General features: G+C 69.9%; 15 protein-coding genes. 8 read left to right on the forward strand and 7 right to left on the reverse strand.

Annotated features, from left to right (window positions below; genetic code table 11):
* Window positions 1-99: 99 nt before the first annotated feature.
* The 4 genes from ABTV10_RS11915 to ABTV10_RS11930 are packed head-to-tail and all read left to right on the forward strand — an operon-like array spanning window position 100 to window position 3,135.
* On the forward strand, window positions 100-948 hold the full coding sequence (locus ABTV10_RS11915; protein ID WP_499034950.1) for an undecaprenyl-diphosphate phosphatase: 849 nt from the start codon (window positions 100-102) through the stop codon (window positions 946-948).
* 37 nt (window positions 949-985) lie between these two features.
* Window positions 986-1,675 carry a histidine phosphatase family protein gene (locus ABTV10_RS11920; protein ID WP_499034952.1) on the forward strand — a complete coding sequence of 230 codons (690 nt, stop codon included), beginning with the start codon at window positions 986-988 and terminating at the stop codon, window positions 1,673-1,675.
* A 39-nt stretch (window positions 1,676-1,714) separates the two neighbouring features.
* Window positions 1,715-2,308, forward strand: a complete 594-nt coding sequence (locus ABTV10_RS11925; protein WP_499034954.1) for a DUF3090 domain-containing protein — start codon at window positions 1,715-1,717, stop codon at window positions 2,306-2,308.
* Window positions 2,309-2,313: 5 nt separating this feature from the next.
* On the forward strand, window positions 2,314-3,135 hold the full coding sequence (locus ABTV10_RS11930) for an SCO1664 family protein (protein WP_499034956.1): 822 nt from the start codon (window positions 2,314-2,316) through the stop codon (window positions 3,133-3,135).
* On the opposite strand, the gene ABTV10_RS11935 is transcribed toward ABTV10_RS11930, so the two are convergent.
* The 3 genes from ABTV10_RS11935 to ABTV10_RS11945 all read right to left on the reverse strand — a co-directional run bounded on the left by ABTV10_RS11935 (window position 3,132) and on the right by ABTV10_RS11945 (window position 7,212).
* Window positions 3,132-4,310 (reverse strand): SRPBCC family protein, encoded by a 1,179-nt coding sequence (locus ABTV10_RS11935; RefSeq protein WP_499034959.1) that lies wholly within the window; start codon window positions 4,308-4,310, stop codon window positions 3,132-3,134. The genes ABTV10_RS11930 and ABTV10_RS11935 overlap by 4 nt on opposite strands.
* 3 nt (window positions 4,311-4,313) lie before the next feature.
* Complete coding sequence (locus ABTV10_RS11940) at window positions 4,314-4,943, reverse strand: TetR/AcrR family transcriptional regulator (RefSeq protein WP_499034960.1); 630 nt, start codon at window positions 4,941-4,943, stop codon at window positions 4,314-4,316.
* 142 nt (window positions 4,944-5,085) lie between these two features.
* A complete protein-coding gene (locus ABTV10_RS11945) occupies window positions 5,086-7,212 on the reverse strand; it encodes an oxidoreductase (RefSeq protein ID WP_499034961.1) in 2,127 nt (708 codons plus the stop codon).
* A gap of 147 nt (window positions 7,213-7,359) precedes the next feature.
* On the opposite strand from ABTV10_RS11945, the gene mshC reads away from it, so the two are divergent.
* Complete coding sequence (gene mshC, locus ABTV10_RS11950) at window positions 7,360-8,601, forward strand: cysteine--1-D-myo-inosityl 2-amino-2-deoxy-alpha-D-glucopyranoside ligase (protein ID WP_499034962.1); 1,242 nt, start codon at window positions 7,360-7,362, stop codon at window positions 8,599-8,601.
* Between the two features lie 10 nt (window positions 8,602-8,611).
* Here mshC and ABTV10_RS11955 read toward each other — a convergent pair whose 3' ends face one another.
* Window positions 8,612-9,889 carry an ATP-binding protein gene (locus ABTV10_RS11955; protein WP_499034963.1) on the reverse strand — a complete coding sequence of 426 codons (1,278 nt, stop codon included), beginning with the start codon at window positions 9,887-9,889 and terminating at the stop codon, window positions 8,612-8,614.
* A 204-nt stretch (window positions 9,890-10,093) separates the two neighbouring features.
* On the opposite strand from ABTV10_RS11955, the gene ABTV10_RS11960 reads away from it, so the two are divergent.
* Genes ABTV10_RS11960 through mgtE form a run of 3 tightly spaced genes read left to right on the forward strand, consistent with a single transcriptional unit; the run spans window position 10,094 to window position 13,029 of the window.
* Window positions 10,094-10,660: a nucleoside deaminase gene (locus ABTV10_RS11960; RefSeq protein WP_499034965.1), complete on the forward strand. Its 567-nt coding sequence runs from the start codon at window positions 10,094-10,096 to the stop codon at window positions 10,658-10,660.
* Window position 10,661: 1 nt separating this feature from the next.
* Complete coding sequence (locus ABTV10_RS11965; protein WP_499034966.1) at window positions 10,662-11,630, forward strand: antibiotic biosynthesis monooxygenase; 969 nt, start codon at window positions 10,662-10,664, stop codon at window positions 11,628-11,630.
* A gap of 40 nt (window positions 11,631-11,670) precedes the next feature.
* Complete coding sequence (gene mgtE, locus ABTV10_RS11970; RefSeq protein ID WP_499034967.1) at window positions 11,671-13,029, forward strand: magnesium transporter; 1,359 nt, start codon at window positions 11,671-11,673, stop codon at window positions 13,027-13,029.
* 10 nt (window positions 13,030-13,039) lie between these two features.
* Here the strand turns inward: mgtE and ABTV10_RS11975 are convergent, their stop codons facing one another.
* From ABTV10_RS11975 to ABTV10_RS11985, 3 genes are all read right to left on the reverse strand, one after another.
* Window positions 13,040-14,293: an Nramp family divalent metal transporter gene (locus tag ABTV10_RS11975; RefSeq protein ID WP_499034969.1), complete on the reverse strand. Its 1,254-nt coding sequence runs from the start codon at window positions 14,291-14,293 to the stop codon at window positions 13,040-13,042.
* Window positions 14,294-14,403: 110 nt separating this feature from the next.
* Window positions 14,404-15,282: a glycoside hydrolase family 19 protein gene (locus tag ABTV10_RS11980; RefSeq protein WP_499034970.1), complete on the reverse strand. Its 879-nt coding sequence runs from the start codon at window positions 15,280-15,282 to the stop codon at window positions 14,404-14,406.
* 332 nt (window positions 15,283-15,614) lie between these two features.
* Window positions 15,615-19,787 (reverse strand): TIGR02680 family protein, encoded by a 4,173-nt coding sequence (locus tag ABTV10_RS11985; RefSeq protein WP_499034971.1) that lies wholly within the window; start codon window positions 19,785-19,787, stop codon window positions 15,615-15,617.
* Window positions 19,788-19,789: the final 2 nt, after the last annotated feature.

Genomic DNA, 19,789 nt, shown 5'->3' on the forward strand with positions numbered 1-19,789 from the left:
CGTCTGTCCGGTGAAACTTGGACCACACGTGTGTATTCCGGATGCCCTCAGCCTCATCCGCCGTTCCGCCCCCGCACCGAGTGGCCCGGGGTTCCGCGCGTGATCGGGGAAGCCATGACCTGGCTCCAGGCGATCGTGCTGGGTGCCGTGCAGGGTCTGACCGAGTTCCTGCCCATCTCGTCGTCGGGACATCTGCGGATCGTCTCGGAGATCTTCTTCGGTACCGATGCCGGTGCATCGTTCACCGCCGTCACCCAACTCGGTACGGAGGCAGCGGTTCTGCTGTACTTCGCGCGCGACATCGGCCGCATCGTCGCGGCCTGGTTCCGCGGGCTGTTCCACGCCGAGCACCGGGACGATCTCGACTACCGCATGGGTTGGTACGTCATCATCGGCACGATTCCGGTCGGCGTGCTCGGATTCGTGTTCAAGGACGAGATCCGAACCGTGGCAAGGAATCTGTGGTTGATCTCGACGATGCTCATCGTCTTCGCGGTGGTGATCGCGGCCGCCGAGCACTACGGCACCAAGAAACGCCCGCTCGAGGAATTGACCCTCAAGGACGGCATCGTGATGGGTTCGGCGCAGGCGCTGGCGCTCATTCCGGGTGTCTCCCGTTCGGGCGGCACGATCAGCGCGGGTCTGTTCCTCGGGCTCACCCGCGAGGCGGCGGCCCGGTACTCGTTCCTGCTGGCCATTCCGGCGGTGTTGGCGTCGGGCCTGTTCAGCCTGCCGGACGCGTTCGAACCGGCGGGCGAGGGTCTGAACGCGTCGGGTCCGCAGTTGCTCGTGGCGACGCTGATCGCGTTCGCGATCGGCTACGCCTCCATCGCATGGCTGCTCAAGTTCGTCGTGAACCACTCGATGTACTGGTTCGTCGGGTACCGGATCATCCTCGGCGCGGTCGTGCTCACGTTGCTCGCCACGGGTGTCGTATCGGCGACGTGACCGGGTTCCGGACCGCACCGGAACTAGGCTGGTGCGCATGACGGTCATCTTGTTGCGTCACGGGCGTTCGACGGCGAACACGTCCCGCACTCTCGCCGGCCGTTCGCCGGGTGTCGCGCTCGACGAGGTCGGTGTCGAACAGGCCAAGGGTTTGGTAGACCGCCTCGCCGGGCTCGCGATCGAGGAGATCGTGCATTCGCCGCTGCTGCGCTGCGAGCAGACGGTCGCCCCGCTCGCCATCGACCGCGGTATCGAGCCGCGCGTCGACGAGCGGCTGGTCGAGGTCGACTACGGACAGTGGACCGGGCGTGCCCTGAAGGAGTTGGTCGAGGAGCCGCTGTGGAAGGTGGTGCAGCAGCATGCGTCCGCCGCCGTCTTCCCCGGCGGCGAGGGACTCGCCCAGGTGCAGGCTCGGGCGGTCGCCGCGGTGCGGGAACACGATCGACGGCTCGCCGACGCGCACGGCAAGGACGTGGTGTGGATCGCGTGCAGTCACGGTGACGTGATCAAGTCCGTTCTGGCCGACGCAGTGGGCAGTCACCTCGACGGCTTCCAACGCATCGTCACCGAGCCGGGGTCGATCAGTGTGGTCCGGTACACCGCGACCAGACCGTTCGTTCTGCGGATGAACGACACCGGGGGCGATCTCGCCGGTCTGGACGGTGATGGCCGGTCGTCCGATGCTCAGCAACCCGTTCCCGGCGGTGAGGTCGGCCGTGACCGGTAGGCGGATAATGAAGCGGTACGCATAGTTCGAGGAGGTGCAATGCCACGCGCGATACACGTTTTTCGCACCCCTGATCGATTCGTTGCGGGGACGGTCGGCGAGCCGGGTGACCGGTCGTTCTATCTCCAGGCGGTCCACGACGCGCGGGTGGTGAGCGTGCTGCTCGAGAAGCAGCAGGTGCAGGTGCTCGCCGACCGCATGGGGCTGTTGCTCGACGAGGTGCACCGCCGGTTCGGTACAGCGGTGCCGCCCGAGGGCGGCGAACTCGGTGACCTGAGCCCGCTCGTGACGCCGCTGGACGTCGAGTTCCGGGTGGGCACGATGGGACTCGGGTGGGACGCGGAAGCCGAGTCGGTCGTCGTCGAGTTGCTCGCGGTGAGCGAGACGGAGTTCGACGAGTCGGTCGTCCTCGACGATGCCGAGGAGGGGCCGGACGCGGTGCGGGTCTTCCTCACCCCCGTCCAGGCCCGCGAGTTCGCGCTGCGTTCGGAGCGGGTGATCGCCGCGGGACGGGCGCCGTGCCCGCTGTGCGGTGAACCGCTCGGGGCGGAAGGTCACGTGTGCATCCGCACCAACGGCTATCGGCGTATCGCCGGATTCGATTCGTCGGTCGAGTTCGGAGAAGAGCTCTGACGACGGTGCCGGTCGACCCCCAGGACCCCGCGGCGCGCGAACTGCTGGCCGTGGGGGAGTTGACGCTGGTCGGCCGGATCGTGCACGCGAGCAACGCGACGTTGGTGTGCGATGCGTCGTCGGACGGTCGATCGGTGCGATGCGTGTACAAGCCGATTCGTGGCGAGCGGCCGCTGTGGGACTTTCCCGACGGCACCCTGGCCGGCCGTGAGGTGGCGTCGTACCTGATCTCGGAGGCGCTCGGGTGGGGCGTCGTTCCGCACACGATCCTCCGGGACGGTCCCTTCGGGCCGGGCATGGTCCAGCTGTGGATCGAGACACCCGAGCGCCATCCGGAGGCCGGTGGGCAGCTCGATCTGGTGGACATCTGCCCGCCCGAGGAGGTCCCGCCGGGGTGGCTCGAGGTGTTGCGCGCCTTCGACGTCCAGGGCGACGAGGTGGCGCTGATCCACGCCGACGATCCGCGGTTGCGGCGGATGGCGGTGCTGGACATCCTGCTCAACAATGCCGACCGGAAGGGCGGTCACGCGCTCGAGGGGATCGACGGGTCGGTGTACGGCGTCGACCACGGCATCTGCCTGCACGAGGAACCCAAGCTCCGCACGGTCCTGTGGGGGTGGGCGGGTAAGCCGATCGAGGACGACCTGATGACCGACATCGAGGCCCTGGCCGGCCGGCTCGGTGGCGGCGACCTTCCGGTCGTGCTCGCCGAGCATGTCACCGTCCGCGAGATCGACGCGGTGCGGGCCCGCGCGAAGGCGCTTCTCGCGTCCCCGGTGATGCCGCATCCGGCCGGATCCCGACCGATTCCCTGGCCCGCCTTCTAGGTGCGGTCCGGACCGAGGCCGCGCGCGTCCTCGCGCTCGGCCACCCGGGCCAACCGATCCAGGTCACCGCGCAGTGCGGCACTTCGATCGTGGTGCGCGGGGAGGGTCAGCGAGATCACCCGGTCGAACCAGACCGGCAGGCTGAGGATGCGGTAGGACTGGACGATCCGGGTGCCCGTGTTCGTCGGCTCCAGCCGATACCGCCACTCGGTGTTGTCGCCGTAGATCCCGCCGTGCGTCACCCACGCCATCTCGTGAGGCGGGTCGAGTTCGGTGAAGGTGCAGGTTCGGCTCCAACGCACGAATCCGGACTTGCTGCTGCCCCGGAACCGCACTCCGACCGCCGCTGTCGACGCCCCGTCGAGCCAGCGGGCGGTGTGGCACTCGTGGCTCCATTCTCGAATCCGGGTCACATCGGCGAGCACATTCCACACCGCCTGGGGCGACGCTGAGGTCGTCACCTCCTGGCGGCCACCGAGCGGCGACGCGAGCGGCGAGTACTCGGCCGAACGCCACCTCCGGAATGCCGCCCGCCGGTAGCGCCTGATCATCACGTGCATCATCAGCCACCGCGGGACCGCCGGCACCAGTTCCGTGATGGCCCGTCGGTCGTCGGGTTCGGCGTCGTCGACGATGAACAATCCCTCGTCGAACAACTCGACCGGACCGAGCGGCTTGACGTTGAACTCCTCGTTCCAGTGCCGCCACTCGGCCTCGGTGATCGTGGCCGACACGATCGGCATCATCCGGCGTTCCTCCCGCTCGAGGTGCGGCAGCAGTCGTCCGGTCAACCTGTCGATTGCCGCCACGACATCGCCGCGGGCGTCCGCCGAGCGACGGTATGCGCCCGCCACCGCCTCCAGGTGTCGCATCGCCGGCACTATCGAGCGGTGATCGGCGTTCATCTCGTCGAGCAGTGCACAGGCCTGCCTGTTGCGCGGGTTGCGCACGCGGACCAGAGGGTACAGGTGGGCGTCCTCCGATTCGTGGTGGTCGTCGAGGAAGTGCATCATCCACTCGAGGTGGTCTGCGATCGCGATTCGCTGTGCGTCGAAGGGAGCGGGCCAGCGCACGAGTATCTCTCTGGCCCTGGCCAGGTCACGCCGGAGTGCGGAATGGACGATGCCCATCACCCGGGTGTCGGCCGGTCCTTCGAGGTCGATTCCGTCATCCATGGTTTACGCCTCCTCGAGGTCGAGCAGCCGCACGACGGTTCCGGCTACCCAGGTTTCGTATTGGCGGTCGGTCCAGCCGCACCCCTCCGTGAGCCGTAGATAGACCTCGTCGCTCAGCACGGCGGTCAATCCGTCGACCTCGGTTCGCGTCACGGGTCGACGGGCCAACGCGGTGGCCAGGGCCTCCACCGAAACACGATGGTCGGCACGGATCTTCGCGAGGAGTTCGGCGAGTTCGGCGTCGTTGGACGCCCCGTGCGCCAGCACTCGAGCCAGGTGCGCGGTCCGTCGGAAGATCCAGACGGCGAATCGGCCGGTCGCCGCGGACCGCTCGCCGAGATCACCCTCGGAGATCGCCCGGAACCGAGGTCGATCGAGCAGCGGCACGGGATCGTCGTCGCCGACCACGGCGACGTCGAGCGCGACCTTCAGCAGTGCGCGCTTGTTGCCGACACTGCTGTACACCGTCTCGATTGCGCACCCGGCCTCGGCGGCCACGTCCCGCATCGACGTGCCCGACCATCCGCGCTCGACGAACAGACGTGTCGCCGCCGCGATGACGGCGGCGCGCGTTCTCCCGGCCATCTCCTGGCGCAGCGGGGAGTCGTAACGACGAGGATTTGTCCTGGTCACGCACCAAGTCTAGAACGAGGTGGTATTCATCACAAGCATGTTCCAACGAAAATCTGGGCGCGCGGACGAGCACGGCGCGGGCTCGGATCAACCGAGTCCGCGCCGCGCTCACAGCGTGGGATCCGCCCTGCGGCGGCCGACGTCACAGCGCGGTGGCGACCTTCCACGCCGAGTGCATCGCGCCCTCGATGTAGTCGACCTCGCTGGCGTCACCCACGATGCGCACGTCGACACCGGCGCGGGCCAATTCGTCGGCCAGCGGCGCGGCCGCCGAGACGCCCGATGCCACCACCACCATGCTCGCGGGCGCGGACAGCGTCTTGCCCTCGGCGGTGAACTCGACGGTCTTCGTGGTGATGCGCTGCACGGTCGCGTTGCGGTGGATGTTCACGCCCAACTCGCCGGCGTGCCTGACCGCGGTCCAGCGGCGCGGCATCGCCATCGGCACGCCGAGCTGTCGGCCCTCCTCGAGCAGGGTCACCCGGCTCCCGCGCTCCGCCAGGAACTCCGCGAGTTCGAGGCCGACGAGCGATCCGCCGATGACGACGACGTTCCTGCTCATCGGCAGGAACTGGAGGTACTTGCGGCTCAAATCGCGAATCTTGGCGGGGCTCTTGGTGATTCCGACGAGCCCACCGAGCTTGCCCATGATGCGCAGGAACAGCGACTGGTCCGAGACGTCGCCGGCACCGGTCATCAGCGCACGGAGGGTGTCGCCGGTGTGCACGTGCGGCAGGTTGCCGCCCGGCACGTTCGGGCGCGCCCGCACCGCGCCGGTGGCGACCACGACGACGTCGGGTGCGAGGGCCTTGACCGTCGCGGCCGTGGCCTCGGTCTTCAGTCGGACGTCGACGCCGGCGCGCTCCACCTCGTGGGTGAGCCAGTCGAGCAGTCGCTCGTTGTCAGGTGTGGTCAGCGTCGAGAACCAGAGCGTTCCGCCGAGGCGGTCGGTCTTGTCCAGGATGGTGACGCGGTGGCCGCGCTCGGTCGCGACCCGCGCCGTCTCGAGTCCGCCCGGACCGGCACCGACCACGACGACGTGCTTGCGGTCGGTGGTGCGGGGGAAGGGGAGCAGCGTCTCGTTACCCAGCGCCGGGTTGACCGCGCACAGCGGTGTGTCGTCCCAGAAGTTCTCCTGGACGCAGACGTAGCAGTTGATGCAGGGACGGACCTGCTGCGGCCGCCCGGTCTTCAGTTTGTTCACCAGCTCCGGGTCGGCCAGCAGCTGGCGGCCCATCGCGGCGAAGTCGGTGCGGCCCTCGGCGATCATCTGCTCGCCGACCTCGGGCAGCATGCGACCGACGGTGATGATCGGAATCGACACCGCGCGCTTGATGACGGTGGCGTTGTCGGTGTAGAAGCCGACCTTGTCGGGCAGCGGGCCGTCGGTGAAGTTCGCAAAGGCGTTCAGGGCGGTGCCCGTCACGTGGATGGCGTCCGCGCCGGCCGTCTCGAACATCGCGGCCGCACCGGCCGCCTCGGCGGGGGTCAGGCCGTCGGATTCGCCGTACTCCTGCCCGGCCAGACGCACGATGACGGCCAGGCTGTCGCCGACCTCGGCCTTGACCGCGCGGATCACCTCGCACGTCAGCCGGGCCCGGTTCTCCAGCGATCCGCCGTACTCGTCGGTGCGCTGGTTCGAGTAGCGGCTCAGGAAGCCGCCGAGGACGTAGTTGTGGGCGCAGTGGATCTCGACCGCGTCGCCGCCGGCAGCCTTCACGCGACCCGCCGCCTCGGCGAACATTCGGACGAGCCAGGCGAGGTCCTCGTGGGTGGCCTCGTGGTAGGTGGCCTTCTTGCCCTCCTGGATGGCCGCCATCTTCCCGAGTTCCTCGGGCGTGCAGTCGAGCAGCGCGCTCATGTCACCGGGCGGCTTCGGAATCGACGGCACCAGCTGCGGGCGGCCGTCGAGGGTGTCGATCCGGGCGACCTTCCCGTGGTGCGTCATCTGCACGCACAGCTTGCTGCCCGCCTCGTGGATCGCGTCGGCGAGCGCCTTCAGGCCGGGAATGAACCGGTCCTCGGACAGCCCCGGCTCCTTGCGGCTGGTGCAGCCCGCCGGGTACGCGACGGCGCAGCAACCGGTGATGATCATCCCGGTGCCACCGGCGGCGCGGGCCGCGAAGTGGTCGATGTCGCCCTGGTGGATCTCGCCGTCCTCGCAGAGGTTCATGTCCATCGCGGGGAGCACGACCCGGTTGTCGAGCGTGATGGGCCCGATCTTGCCGGGGGCCAGGAGGTTCGGGAATGCGTGGTCTCGGATCGTCACGACCGGAAAGCTAGTGACCCGCGACACCGCCATGGTGTGGTTTCCCGCTCAACGGGACTCGACGGGCGCGGTCGCGGGGCCGCGCCCGATCGCGCCGTGCGACGCCGCCCGCGAGGGCGGAATCGGCTCTCCACTAGGCTCGTTGCCATGCAGTCTTGGTCCGAAACCGCTGTCCCGTCCGTGCCTGGTCAGGGCCCTGCCCTCCGGCTCTACGACACCGCGGACCGGCAGGTCCGGCCGGTGACCCCCGGCCGGACGGCGAAGATGTACGTGTGCGGCATCACGCCGTACGACGCGACGCACCTCGGCCACGCCGCGACCTATCTGACGTTCGACCTGGTGAACCGGATCTGGCGGGACGCCGGCCACGACGTGCACTACGTCCAGAACGTGACCGACGTCGACGATCCGCTGTTCGAGCGGGCCGAGCGTGACGGTGAGGACTGGGTGGTCCTCGGCATGCGTGAGACGGCACTGTTCCGCGAGGACATGGAGGCGCTGCGGGTCCTGCCGCCGCGGGATTACATCGGTGCGGTCGAGTCGGTGAACGAGGTCGTCGAACTGGTCGAGAAGTTCGTCGCCTCCGGGGCGGCCTACATCGTCGACGACCCGGAGTACCCCGACGTCTACTTCCGTGCCGACGCGACCCGCCAGTTCGGGTACGAGTCCGGCTACGACCGCGCCACCATGGACCACTTCTTCGCCGAGCGTGGCGGCGATCCGGACCGTCCGGGCAAGAAGGATCCGCTCGACGCGCTCGTGTGGCGCGCGCAGCGGCCGGGCGAGCCGTCGTGGCCGTCGCCGTTCGGCCCCGGCCGGCCCGGCTGGCACATCGAGTGCACCGCGATCGCGCTCAACCGCATCGGATCGGGCTTCGACATCCAGGGCGGCGGTAGCGACCTGATCTTCCCGCACCACGAGTTCTCGGCTGCGCACGCCGAATCTGCCAGCGGCACGGAGCGTTTCGCGCGTCACTACGTCCACACCGGCATGATCGGGCTGGACGGCGAGAAGATGTCGAAGAGCCGGGGCAACCTCGTGTTCGTCTCGAAGTTGCGGGGCGAGGGCGTGGACCCGGCCGCGATCCGGCTCGGGCTGCTCTCCGGCCACTACCGCACCGACCGCGCGTGGACCGACGAGGTGCTCGCCGACGCTCAGGAGCGACTGGCCCTGTGGCGCAAGGCGGCCGCGCTCGAGTCGGCGCCGTCCGCGGACGACACCATCGCCCGGCTGCGTCAGCATCTGGCCGACGACCTGGACACCCCCAAGGCGCTCGATGCGATCGACGGCTGGGCGCGACGGGCCGTCGACCACCGCGGACCGGATGCGTCGGCGCCGGTTGCGCTCGCGACCGCCGTGGACGCGCTGCTCGGCGTCGAACTGCGCTGACGGGACCCGCTCACAGCCTGGTGAACTGCTTCCGGTCCAGCTCGAACTCGGCGAGGATCTCGGAGGTGAGCGTGGGCCGGGTGTCGGCGATCGCGGTCAAGTAGTCCTCCGTGGTCGCCGGCCGGCCCGTCCGCTCCGACACCTCCCGTTCGAAAGCGGCCTGGGATCCCTTGCGGAACGCGAATTCGATGTCTGCGGGTGTGAACAGTTCGCTGGCGGCGACGAGTCGGTCGACGTCGACGTGCTCGGCCGATTCGCCCAGGTACCGCCGCCACACCGCGCGGCGCGCGGGAGCGTCGGGCGGCCCGACGGGGATCACGTAGTCGAAGCGTCCGGGACGCAGGAACGCCGAGTCGAGCGAGTGCACCGAGTTGGTCGCGCACACCATCAGGCGTCGTTCGGATTCGCGGAATGCGGGGATCAGCTTGAGCAGTTCGTTGGTGACCCCGTGCGCGGGGTTGGTCGGGAGTCCCGTTCGGGCACTGGCGATCTCCTCGACCTCGTCGATGAACAGCACCACCTCGTCGAGTTCGGCGAGATCGGCGAACACCTCCCGGAGGGAGGCGGCGAGCCCGCCCGTGGCCGCGGCCGCCAGGCGTGAGGGGAACAGTTCCACGAACGGCCAGTCGAGCCGCGACGCGATGGCCTTCGCGAAGCTGGTCTTGCCGGTGCCCGGCGGCCCGAACAGGATGACGGCCTTCGGGGGCTTGACCCCGTAGCGGTCGGCGACATCGGGGTGTTCGAGCGGCGCGACGATGCGCTGTTCGATCACGTCCTTGACGTCCTCCATCCCGGACATCTGCTGCCACAGACCGCTCGGCATGACGCGCCCACCGAGCTCGCCGAGGAGGGTCTTGTCCGGGCCCAGAGGCTCGAGCAGCTCGTAGTAGACGAGTCCGTCGCGGCGCAGATAGCCGGAGTGTTCGAACGCGGCCGAACCGGTGGCGGCCTCGGGCAGCATCGCCGAGATCCGGTGTGCGCCCGCGGCGCGCAGCCGGCGCTCGAGGTGAGCGAGCAGGTCGCTGCCGATCCCGCGGTTGCGCCACCGGGATCCGAGTGCGACGAGCAGGATCCATGCGCGCTCGCCGTGGACCTGGGCCACCGCCATCCCCACGAGTTCGTCACCGACGACCGCGACGACGGCGGGTTGGCCCGCCCGCGCGGCCGCCATCACTTCGGCGAGCGTGAAGACGGGTTCGGGTGACCCGGGCGCCCGGCTCTGGTCCCAGATCCGAATGGCCTGATCCAGGTCGTCGTTCTGGAAGTCGCGCAACCGCCACACCGGCATCTGCGTCACCTCATTCCGATCGGCGTCCTCCCAGTAGACACGGCGGTGGGCGCGCTGTCAGGGCGTGTGCGGAATCGATCCGGCTCCGAGACCGGGGAAAACGCCAGGTCAGTGAGCCGAGTCGGCGCAACTGCGTGTGGGGAGCCTCACCGCGTGGGTAGATTGTGGCCAGGTGTACCGCGACGCTCCGGAGGCGAATCGGACATGACGCCCGACGAACTCATGAACGAGGCCTGCCGACTCGCGATCGAGTCGGTGACCAACAACTGGGGTGGGCCGTTCGGGGCGGTCATCGCCCGCGACGGCGAGATCGTCGCGAGGGGCCAGAATCGCGTACTCCTCACCGGCGACATCACCGCGCACGGCGAGATCGAGGCCATCCGCAAGGCGGTCCAGGTGCTGAATGCCGAGGCGCCCAGCATCTCCGACGCGCATCGCAACGAGTCGACGCTCACCTTGATCCCACGCCCGGACGGGTCGCCGGACCCGCTGCCCGAACGCGCCCGCATGCTGATGGGACTGGAGATCTACTCGAGCGGCGCGCCGTGCCCGATGTGCATGAGTGCGATCTACTGGTCCCGTCTCGATGCGGTCTACTTCGCGAGCGACCTCGAAGCCACCAGCGAGATCGGCTTCGACGACGCCTTCCAGTACGCGGATTTCGAGCGGCCACTGACGGACCGGTACATCAAGACCGAGCAGTTGCGCCCCGACCTCGGCGCCGCGGCGTATGCCACCTGGTCCCAGAAGCCGGACCGACACCCGTACTGACATGACGGACCGGGATGCCACGGCCCGACGCCGGGCGCCGGCGACCGTGGTCGTCACGCACCTGTTGCGGCCGGGCTCGGACGTGGCCTTCCGGCGATGGCAGGACGAGATGGACTCGGCGGCGGCGTCGTTCGCCGGTTTCCTGGGAACGGACGTGAATCCGCCGACGGCGGGCGCGCACGCGTGGTCGGTCGTCTACCGCTTCGACTCGCTCGAGAACCTCCGACACTGGTTGCACAGCACCCGGCGGCGGGATCTCGTGGAGCGGGCGCACACGATGTTCGAGGCGCCGCCGACGCAGCACGTCCTGGTCCAGGAGGCCGGCGCGGAGGCGGTCACCGTCGCCGTCTCCCACCCTCCGGTGCCGGGGCGGGAAGCCGAGTTCCTCGCGTGGCAGCGGCGGATCGACGACGCGGAGGCACAGTTCCCCGGGTTCCGCGGCTCGGAACTGCACGCGCCGATCCCCGGGGTCCAGGACGAGTGGACGATCGTGTTCACGTTCGACTCGCAGGCGCATCTGGACCGTTGGCTCGACTCGCCGGAACGCGCGGCGCTGCTCGCGGAAGGCAAGGCGTTCAAGGACTTCAGCGTGCGCCCGATACCGAACCCGTACGGGTCCTGGTTCCCGACGCGCGGTGCGGCCGGCACCCCGGTGCCGGCGTGGAAGACGGCGCTGTCGGTGCTCGTCGGGCTCTACCCGCTGGTGGTCGTGCTCACCCTGGTGATCGATGAACTGTGGCCCGGCGCGCCGCTCTGGGCGAGCCTGCTGATCGGCAACATCGCGTCGGTGAGCCTGCTCACCTGGGTGGTGATGCCGATCGTCACCCGTGCGCTGCGGTTATGGCTCGAACCCGACAGCCGCGCGGGCCGGCGCGTCGACGCGATCGGGCTGGCGGTGTCGGTTGGCTTCCTGGCCGCCGCGGCGGTCGTGTTCTGGCTCGTCACGACAGTGGTGTGGTCGTTGCCCTGACGCCCGGCGGGATGTCGCGCGGCGGGCTATGGTGCAGTCGATGAGCCGAATCGACGCGTCCGACACCGATTTTCCCGTCCGAGTTGTCGAGCGGGCGGTCGCTGCATCCGATCTGCCGACGCTCACCGAGGCCGTCGCGCCGCTGAGCGCCGTGCAGGTGGTGGACATCCTCGAGCGACTCGACCGCACACACCGTGCCGTGCTCTACCGTGTCCTGCCGAAGGACCGGGCGATGACAGTGTTCGAGGCGCTGCCGCCGACGCTGCAGCGCGATCTGGTCGAGGGTCTGCGGGAGGACGATGTCGCGGCCCTGTTCGCGGGTCTCGACCCGGATGATCGCGTCGAACTGCTCGACGAACTTCCCGCTGCGGTCGCGACGGAGTTGCTGCGCGGGTTGCCCGAGCGCGAGCGGGCGCTGACCGCCGAGATCCTCGGATATCCGGTGGGGTCGATCGGACGCCGGATGAGCACCGAACTGGTCATCACCCATCCGGATCTGACCGTGGCCGCGACTCTGGAGCGGCTGACCCGGGGTCTGGACGACGCCGAGACGGTGTACACCCTGCCGGTGACCGACAGCCACCGTGTCCTGGTGGGGGTCGTCAGTCTTCGGGACCTCCTGCGAGCGTCGCCGGAGTCGACGATCGCCGAGATCGTGCAGCCCGCGGAATGGGTGCGCGCCACCGATGCGGCCGAGGAGGCCGCCCGCTACTGCGCCCAGGTGAAGCATCTCGCGGTGCCGGTCGTCGACGCGGAGACCCGGCTCGTCGGCATCGTCACCGTCGACGACGCGCTCCGCGTGCTCGAAGAGGCCGACACCGAGGACCAGGCCCGGATCAGCGGCACCGAACCGCTCCGGCAGCCGTATCTGACCACGCCGGTACGCCGGATCGTCCGCTCCCGGGTGGTGTGGCTGCTGGTGCTCGCGCTCGGTGCCACCCTGACCGTGCAGGTCCTCGAGGTGTTCGAATCCACGCTCGACGGTGTCGTGACGCTCGCGCTGTTCGTGCCGCTCCTGGTCGGCACGGGGGGCAACACGGGAAATCAGGCCGCCACCACCGTCACCCGCGCCCTCGCGCTGGGCGAGATCGGTTCCCGTGACGTCATACGGGTCGTGCTGAGGGAGTTGCGGGTGGGCATGTTCCTCGGTGCGCTCCTCGGCGCGATCGCGTACGTCCTGGCCGGCGCGATCTACGGCTTCGACATCGGTCTGGTCATCGGGCTGACCCTGCTCGCCGTCTGCGCCATGGCCGCGACCGTCGGGGGCATGATGCCGCTGGTCGCCCGCGCGGTGCGGGCCGATCCGGCGGTGTTCTCGAACCCGTTCATCACGACGTTCGTGGACGCCACCGGACTGATCCTGTACTTCCTCATTGCCAAAGCGGTTCTCGGTCTGTGACTTCGTCCGCTCAGTTCGACCCCGTCATGGTCAGCCAGAGGAGCGCGATGTTGAGCGCGATGATCAGTCCGGCACAGCACCACGCGATGGCGGTCGTGACGGGTGCGTTGCGTTCGGGGCCCATGAGTTCCCGGTCGGACGTCATCCGCACCAGGGGGATCAGGGCGAACGGGATGCACAGGCTCAGTACGACCTGGCTGAGGACGAGCGCGTAGGTGGGGTCCACGCCGATACCGAGCACGATCAGCGCCGGGATCAGCGTGACGACCCGGCGCGTCAGGACCGGGATCCGCATGTGCAGCAGTCCGTGCATGATCTCGGACCCGGCCGCACAGCCCACCGACGTGGACGCGAGACCCGATGCGAGGAGGCCGACACCGAAGACGATCGCGACGCCGGGGCCCAACGACGCCTGGATCGCGGCGTGCGCGCCCTCGATGCTGTCGGTGTCGGGGACGCCGCGCAGGGCAGACGCGGCCAGCAGCAGCATGCCGATGTTCACGCCGCCGGCGACGACCAGCGCGCTCGCGACGTCCCATCGGGTGACGCGCAGCAGTCGGTGCAGGCGGGGACCGTGCCCCGCGGCGCCGTGCCGATCGCGGGCGAGCGCGGAGTGCAGGTAGATCGCATGCGGCATCACCGTGGCGCCGAGCATGCTGGCGGCCAGGAGGACGGTCTCGGCGCCGTCGAAGCGGGGGACCAGACCCTCGAGCGCGTCGCGACCCGACACGTCGGTGAACGCGAGTCCGGTGAGGAACCCGATCGTGATGATCGCGAGCAGGCCCATCACCACGAACTCGAACGTCCGCTGTCCGCGGCGGGACTGGATCGACAGGATCAGCATCGACACGACGCCGGTGATCAGCCCGCCCACGAACAGCGGGAGGCCGAACAGCAGGTGCAGGGCGATCGCGCCGCCGATCACCTCGGCGAGGTCGGTGGCCGCCGCCATCGCCTCGGCCTGCACCCAGAACGCCCGCCGGTTGCCCGTGCGGAGCCGCGTGCCGAGCATCTCGGGCAGCGATCGCCCGGTGACGAGGCCGAGCTTGGCGGACAGGTACTGGATCAGCACGGCCATCGCGTTCGCGAGGACCAGCACCCAGATCAGCAGGTAGCCGTACTTGGCGCCGGCGGTGAGATTCGCGGCGACGTTTCCCGGGTCCACGTACGCGATGGCGGCGACGAACGCCGGGCCCAACAGGGCTACGGAACGCAAACCGCCCCGCGGTCGGTGCGGGGCGGGTGCGTCGATATCTGTGCTCACTGGTCTCCACAGGGCGCATGTCGAACAGCCGACCGTCGGCTATTCGTTACTACGCACTATAGAGTTCGGTGACCCGAAAACTCAACCGGGGAGACTGTGTCCGGGGGGCTTCAGTGCAGGACCGTGAGGGCTCGCTGGAAGCTGTCGATGCGCTGCGGCAGGCCGTGGGTGCCGCCGTTGACGATGCGCGACACGCTCTCGATGCTGCCGGTGTCCGACACGGCGTTGAGGTTGCGTGACTGCCAGTACCACGCGGCGGTCTCGAAGGCGTTCTCCGGCGTCGACATGAGCTCGGGGTGCGCGATGAAGTCGATGCCGAGGTAGTTGCTCACGCTCTCGTAGTTGTGGCGGCCGGTGACCTGGATGGCTCCGCGGCCCTTGTAGCGCTCACCGTCGCCGGGGGCGACGTTGCCGAGGTCGGACCGGCCCTCGTAGGCGCGGCCGGACGCGTACTCCTCGAACGTCCGGAAGGAGTCCGACTCGACGACGAGCTGCGCGATGAAGGCGGCCTTGCGGACGGGCGTGTCGATGCCGGCCTTCGCGAGCGCGTCGTTGAGGGGTGCGACGTATCCGGCCAGCTGTTGGGGCGCCACCTGCGGCACGATGCGGACGAGTTCGTCCAGCGTGACGGAGGCGGGGCTCGGCGGCGGCGGGGGCGGGGGCGGGGGTGCGATGGCGGGGAGGATGCTCGCCTGCGGGTCGGGGGCCGGCGCTGGCGTGGGGGTCGACTCCGGAAGGTTGAGTGCCTTCAGCAGGCCCGCGGAGTCCAGGAACTGGGCGGGGGCCACCTGGGCGGCGGGGGCGGTGAGGGCCGCCGGGGCGCCCGATGCGGGTGCGGCATTGCCGGGCGCGAGCGGTCCGAAGACGGCGTTTCCGATCAGTCCGGCGGCGGCCAGGGTGGCGACTCCGGCGATGCGGGCTCGTGACATGAACCGGCATCGGGAGATGATCGACGTCTGGTCGAAGGTGTCAGTACGCGAATCGTTCAAGGTTCGTGCTCCAGCTTCGGGCTGCAGACGGGGCAGCCTCCGAACGTGAGCACCGGTAGGGTCGAGGAAGTGGTTCTGACCGCTGCATCACCCGGTGGTCACGACAAGGTCACAACCAGATAACAGGCGAAGTCACGAAGATCGCAAGCAGCGGCGGCGAGGGTCACAATTGGGTCGCAGTGTGACCAGCGTCACACTGTGTCCGGAATGTGTGAGAGGCCCGATCGGCCGAAGTGGTGGTCGTTACAGCGCTCGGCGCGCTGCACACACGCCGTCAGCGGGGTGCAGCGCGCCGGTTGGGGCGGTGCCGTTCGTCGAGTGACTGTCGTCGGCTAGACCTCGGCGAACTCGAGTCCGCCTTCGGTGGTCGCGGGCACTCGGCGGCGCATCGGCGAGCCGAGTGCGCGGGCCAGATTGCTGCCGTCGTGCTCCGCGAGCAGTTCGCCGCCGGACCACACGAGCAACGCCGCGCTCACGCTCTGCTCCGCAGTCGAGTGTGCGAGGTCGTAGTGGGCACAGCCCGGGACGCCGGCGTACGTGATCCACAGGTCGTAGCCGGTCATGAACAAGTCGAGGTCGAACTGGACGCTCAGGCCCAGGAGTTCGCTGCGGCCGTTGTCGTCGACGCCGGCGAATGCCTCGTCCAGTCCGAGCAGGCGCGGCGAGTGCGGGTCGGCCGACGAGAGCATGACGTGCGCCGCGGCGAACAGCGGCAGGTGGAGCGAGACCGACTGTTCGCCGCCGGACAGCGCGCTGTGCCGGGCCACGGTGAGCCGGTCCTCGCTGCCGTCGCCGCCGATCAACGTGAACGAGAACACCCGCCAACGCCGGTAGTCGAGCGCCGCCGCCAGGATCTCCGGGTACGACCGCTCCGGGTGGGCGGCCCGGGCGATGCGCACCTGCGCCGCGAAATGCGCTCGGATGGTGGCCAATTCGTCGGCACTCAACGCGGACGGGGCGCGATCGAGCAGCTTCGACACCGCGCGTGAGCTGTCGTCCAGGTTGTCCGCGAGAACCCAGTGGACACCGATCGTGCTGCCCGACGACATGCGCCGCTCACGCATCTCGGCACCCATCTGGGCGATGAGGTCACGGGCGTCGGCGGTGCGTTCGTGGATCTGCTGTGCCAGTCCGGTGAGCAGCGCGTCCTCGAGGATGCGTCGCTCGGAATCGGTCAGCAGCACCTCCTGATCTCGGCGGGCCGCGCTGATCCGGGTCGCGAACTCGCCGATCGACGAGTACCCCTGGTCGTCCTGCACCCGGACGACGGTGAGCCCGTCGGGCGCGTCCCACTGCAGCCGGTAGTCCTGGCCGGCGGCGGCGAGCTGGGCGTCGAAGTCCTGGAGCGCGGCGGTGAGTGCCGAGCGGGTCGACTTCTTCGCATTCTCACTGGTTTTCACCGAGGCCGTCGCCGCGTCCAACGCCCGGTAGAGGGCCTCCACCTCGGGCGGCAGGATCGGGGCGTCCACCTCGCCCTCCGTGGCGATCCGGTACACCAGCTGGTCCGGGCTCAGCCACGCCGCGGAGCTCTGCGGCCACGCGTGCTGGGTGGGGGCGCCGAGCAGGTCCAGCAGGTCGCGCCGCGCGTACGGCGCGAGTCGGTCTGCGTCCGAACGGGTTTCGGTCAGCGCGCTGCGCAGGGTCTCGATGGCGGCGGCGTGTGCGCCCTCGGCCTTGCCGATCTGCTCGACCGCGGCGTCGTACGTCTTGCGGGCGGCGCGCTGTTCGGTCTTGCAGACCTCGATGCGGGCCCGGGCCTGCTCGAGGTCGGCGTCGATCTGTTCTGCGCTGGCTCCGAGCGCCTCGCGGAGCGTCTCGAGGCGGGAGACCTGCTGCGCGTAGTTCTCCTCGGCGACGGCGGCCTCCTCGACGAATTCCTCGGCGTTCCCGCGCGCCTCCTCGAGGCGGTCGTCGGCCTCGCGGTGCAGTTCGAGTTCCTTCTCGTGTTCCCGGCGGCAGCGGAGCAACTGCTCGCCCTGGTTCTCGAAGTGCCGGATCGAGGCCGCAAGGGCGTCGACGTCCCGGGCCTGGTGCGACGTGCGGTGCGTCACCGCGACCGCGCGCAGCTGCTTCTCCTTGGCGGTGTGGTCTGCGATTGCGTGGTCGAGTTCGTCGCCCACCGCGGCGGTGGACTCGGACCGGGTGCGCAGGGCGCCGGCCGACTCGGTGAGCTTCTTGATCGCGGCGAGCACGCTCGCCGTGCGCGGCAGCGCCTTGGCGGCACCGGCCAGGCGCGCGAGGACCGCCGCAGTCTCGGCTTCGGCGTCGCGGGCGGCGGCGAGCGCTTCCTCCGCCTGCGCGATCTCGTTGTCGAGTTCGTCGAGGCGTTGGGCGCGGCGGCGCTCGCGGGCGGTGGTACCGATGTACTCGGCATCGGCCTTGACGTGGCGGCCGCGCTGGACCCCCTGCCAGAAGTGGCCGTCGATGCCGACGCCGACGGCTGCGCCCCCGCCGGTGCCGGCGCGGTCGAGCGCCACGGATTCGAGGATCGCCTGCACCACGGTCTCCGGCACCCCGGCGTCGGGTTCCACCTCGAGAACCTCGGCCAGCGTCGGGCCGTCCGGTCGACGCTCCTCGGGGAGCGGCACGAGGAACTGTTCCGACGTGACCTCCGGGAGCGGACCGTCCCCGCCGAACACCCAGCCGTCGAGAAGGTTGGCCGCGGCCAGGGCGGACTCGACGCCGGCCGCGACGGCGGGTTCCACGTCGTCGGCGAACCGCACCAGGCGCCACAGCGGAGCGCCGGGAAGCCCGGCGCGGTCGCCGGTGCGGAACGGGAAGCCGGCCGGAGCGTCGTCGTGTTCGGCGGCGACGCGTGTGCGGTCGGCGCGCAGCGCGGCGATCCGCTCGGCGGCGGCGGTCTGGGCGGCCGCCGCGTCGCGGCGATGGGCCCGCTGATTGTCGAGCGCCGACTGCGTTTCCTCGTGCAGCACCGTGGTGAGGCTGGGGGAGTCGTCATCGCCGGCCTGGGCGAGCGCCGCGTCCAACGCCGCGAACAGGTCGGCGGTCACGCCGATCGAGGCGTAGTCGGTGGAGTGCTCGGTCCACCATCCGCGCAGCGCGGCCGCGCAGTCCGCGCGGGCCAGTTCGACCGCCGCCTCGGCCTCGGCGACCGCGGCCTGGGCGGCATCGAGCAACTCGCGGCCCTTGTCCGCGGCGCGGTCGGCGCGGTCGCGTTCGGTGGTGGCCTTCTCGACCGTGGCCAGGGCCGCTCGCACGGCACGGACGTCGCCGTCACGTTCCTCGGCGTGCCCGCGGACGGTGGTGGTGATCTGGTCGGCCCGCGCGCCCTCCGGCAGCGGGGTCCACTCGATCCCGGCCTGCTCGGCCGCCTCGGCCAGTTCCTCCTCGGCGCGCACCATCGCGCCGCTCGCGCGCCGGACGGCGTCGGCTGCGCGGGTGGCCTCGACGGTGCGCTGCTCGAGCGTCGCCTGCGCCTTGCGTGCCTTGTCGGCCTGCTGCGCGGTCGACACCTTGAGCTGCTCGACGGCGGCCGCGAGGTCGTCGAGCTGCTGCTTACCCTCGTACGCGCCCGACCGCTGGAGGGTGTCGAGGTCGGCGCGAGCCTGCTCGAGGGCGCGCTCGGCGGCGGTGAACCGCTCCTCCGCGAGCTGGCGCTCCTCCTGCCGCGACGCCTGCAGTGCCAGTGCCTGGTCGAGCACCGCCTTCGCCCGGTCGACGGACTCCAGCCGGCGGGCCACCTGTTCGACGTCGGTGCGGGCCTGCTGGGCCAGATACTTCGAGTACACGGTCACGAAGCTCTGCGCGGCCTGGTCGGCGGCCGCGAGACCCTCGAGCGCGCGGCCCACCTCCTCCATGTCGCTGAACGAGCGGGCCGCCTCGAGCACGAGCTGCTCGTCGAGGGGGCGCAGCCCGTCCGTGAGCGCCTGCGACAGGCCCTTCGGGTCGAGGTTCTTTGCGAGCTGCGGGCGGCGCAGCGTCAGGATCAGGTTGATCAGCTGGTCGTAGCGTTCGGCCCCGAGGCCGAACAGGCGGGCGTCGATCGCGGCGCGGTAGTCGACGGGACGGTCGGTGAGGGCGTCGCTGCCGAGCTGCTCGGCGAGCTGCTTCTTGGTGAGCGGCCGGTCGTCGCTGCCGAGAAGTGAGAAGTCGACGCCCACCCGTCCCTCGGCGACGAAGTACCACCGGGTGACCTTGTCGTTCTGGCGGGTGGCGCGCATCCCGATGCCGACGGTGACGGCCTCCGGGTCGTCCTGCGATCCGCGGCAGAACTCCATCCACACGTACGAATGTGCCGAATCCTGGCCGCGGTAGAGAAGATTCGACTTCATCGTCCGCTCCTCACCCGCGAACGGGTTGAGGCGACGCGGCTCGATGCGGCCGTCGAACACGAACGGGAACAGCACCTCGAGCGCCTTGGTCTTGCCCGAGCCGTTGGGCCCGCGCAGCACGAGGCGCCCGTCGGCGAACGAGAACTCCTGGTCGCGGTAGTCCCACAGGTTGACGATCCCGGCGCGGGTCGGCTTGAAACGCGCGTGTGCCATAC

It is taken from the genome of Paraburkholderia sp. RHO2, assembly GCF_050955445.1.
GTDB classification, from domain to species: domain Bacteria; phylum Actinomycetota; class Actinomycetes; order Mycobacteriales; family Mycobacteriaceae; genus Prescottella; species Prescottella agglutinans_A.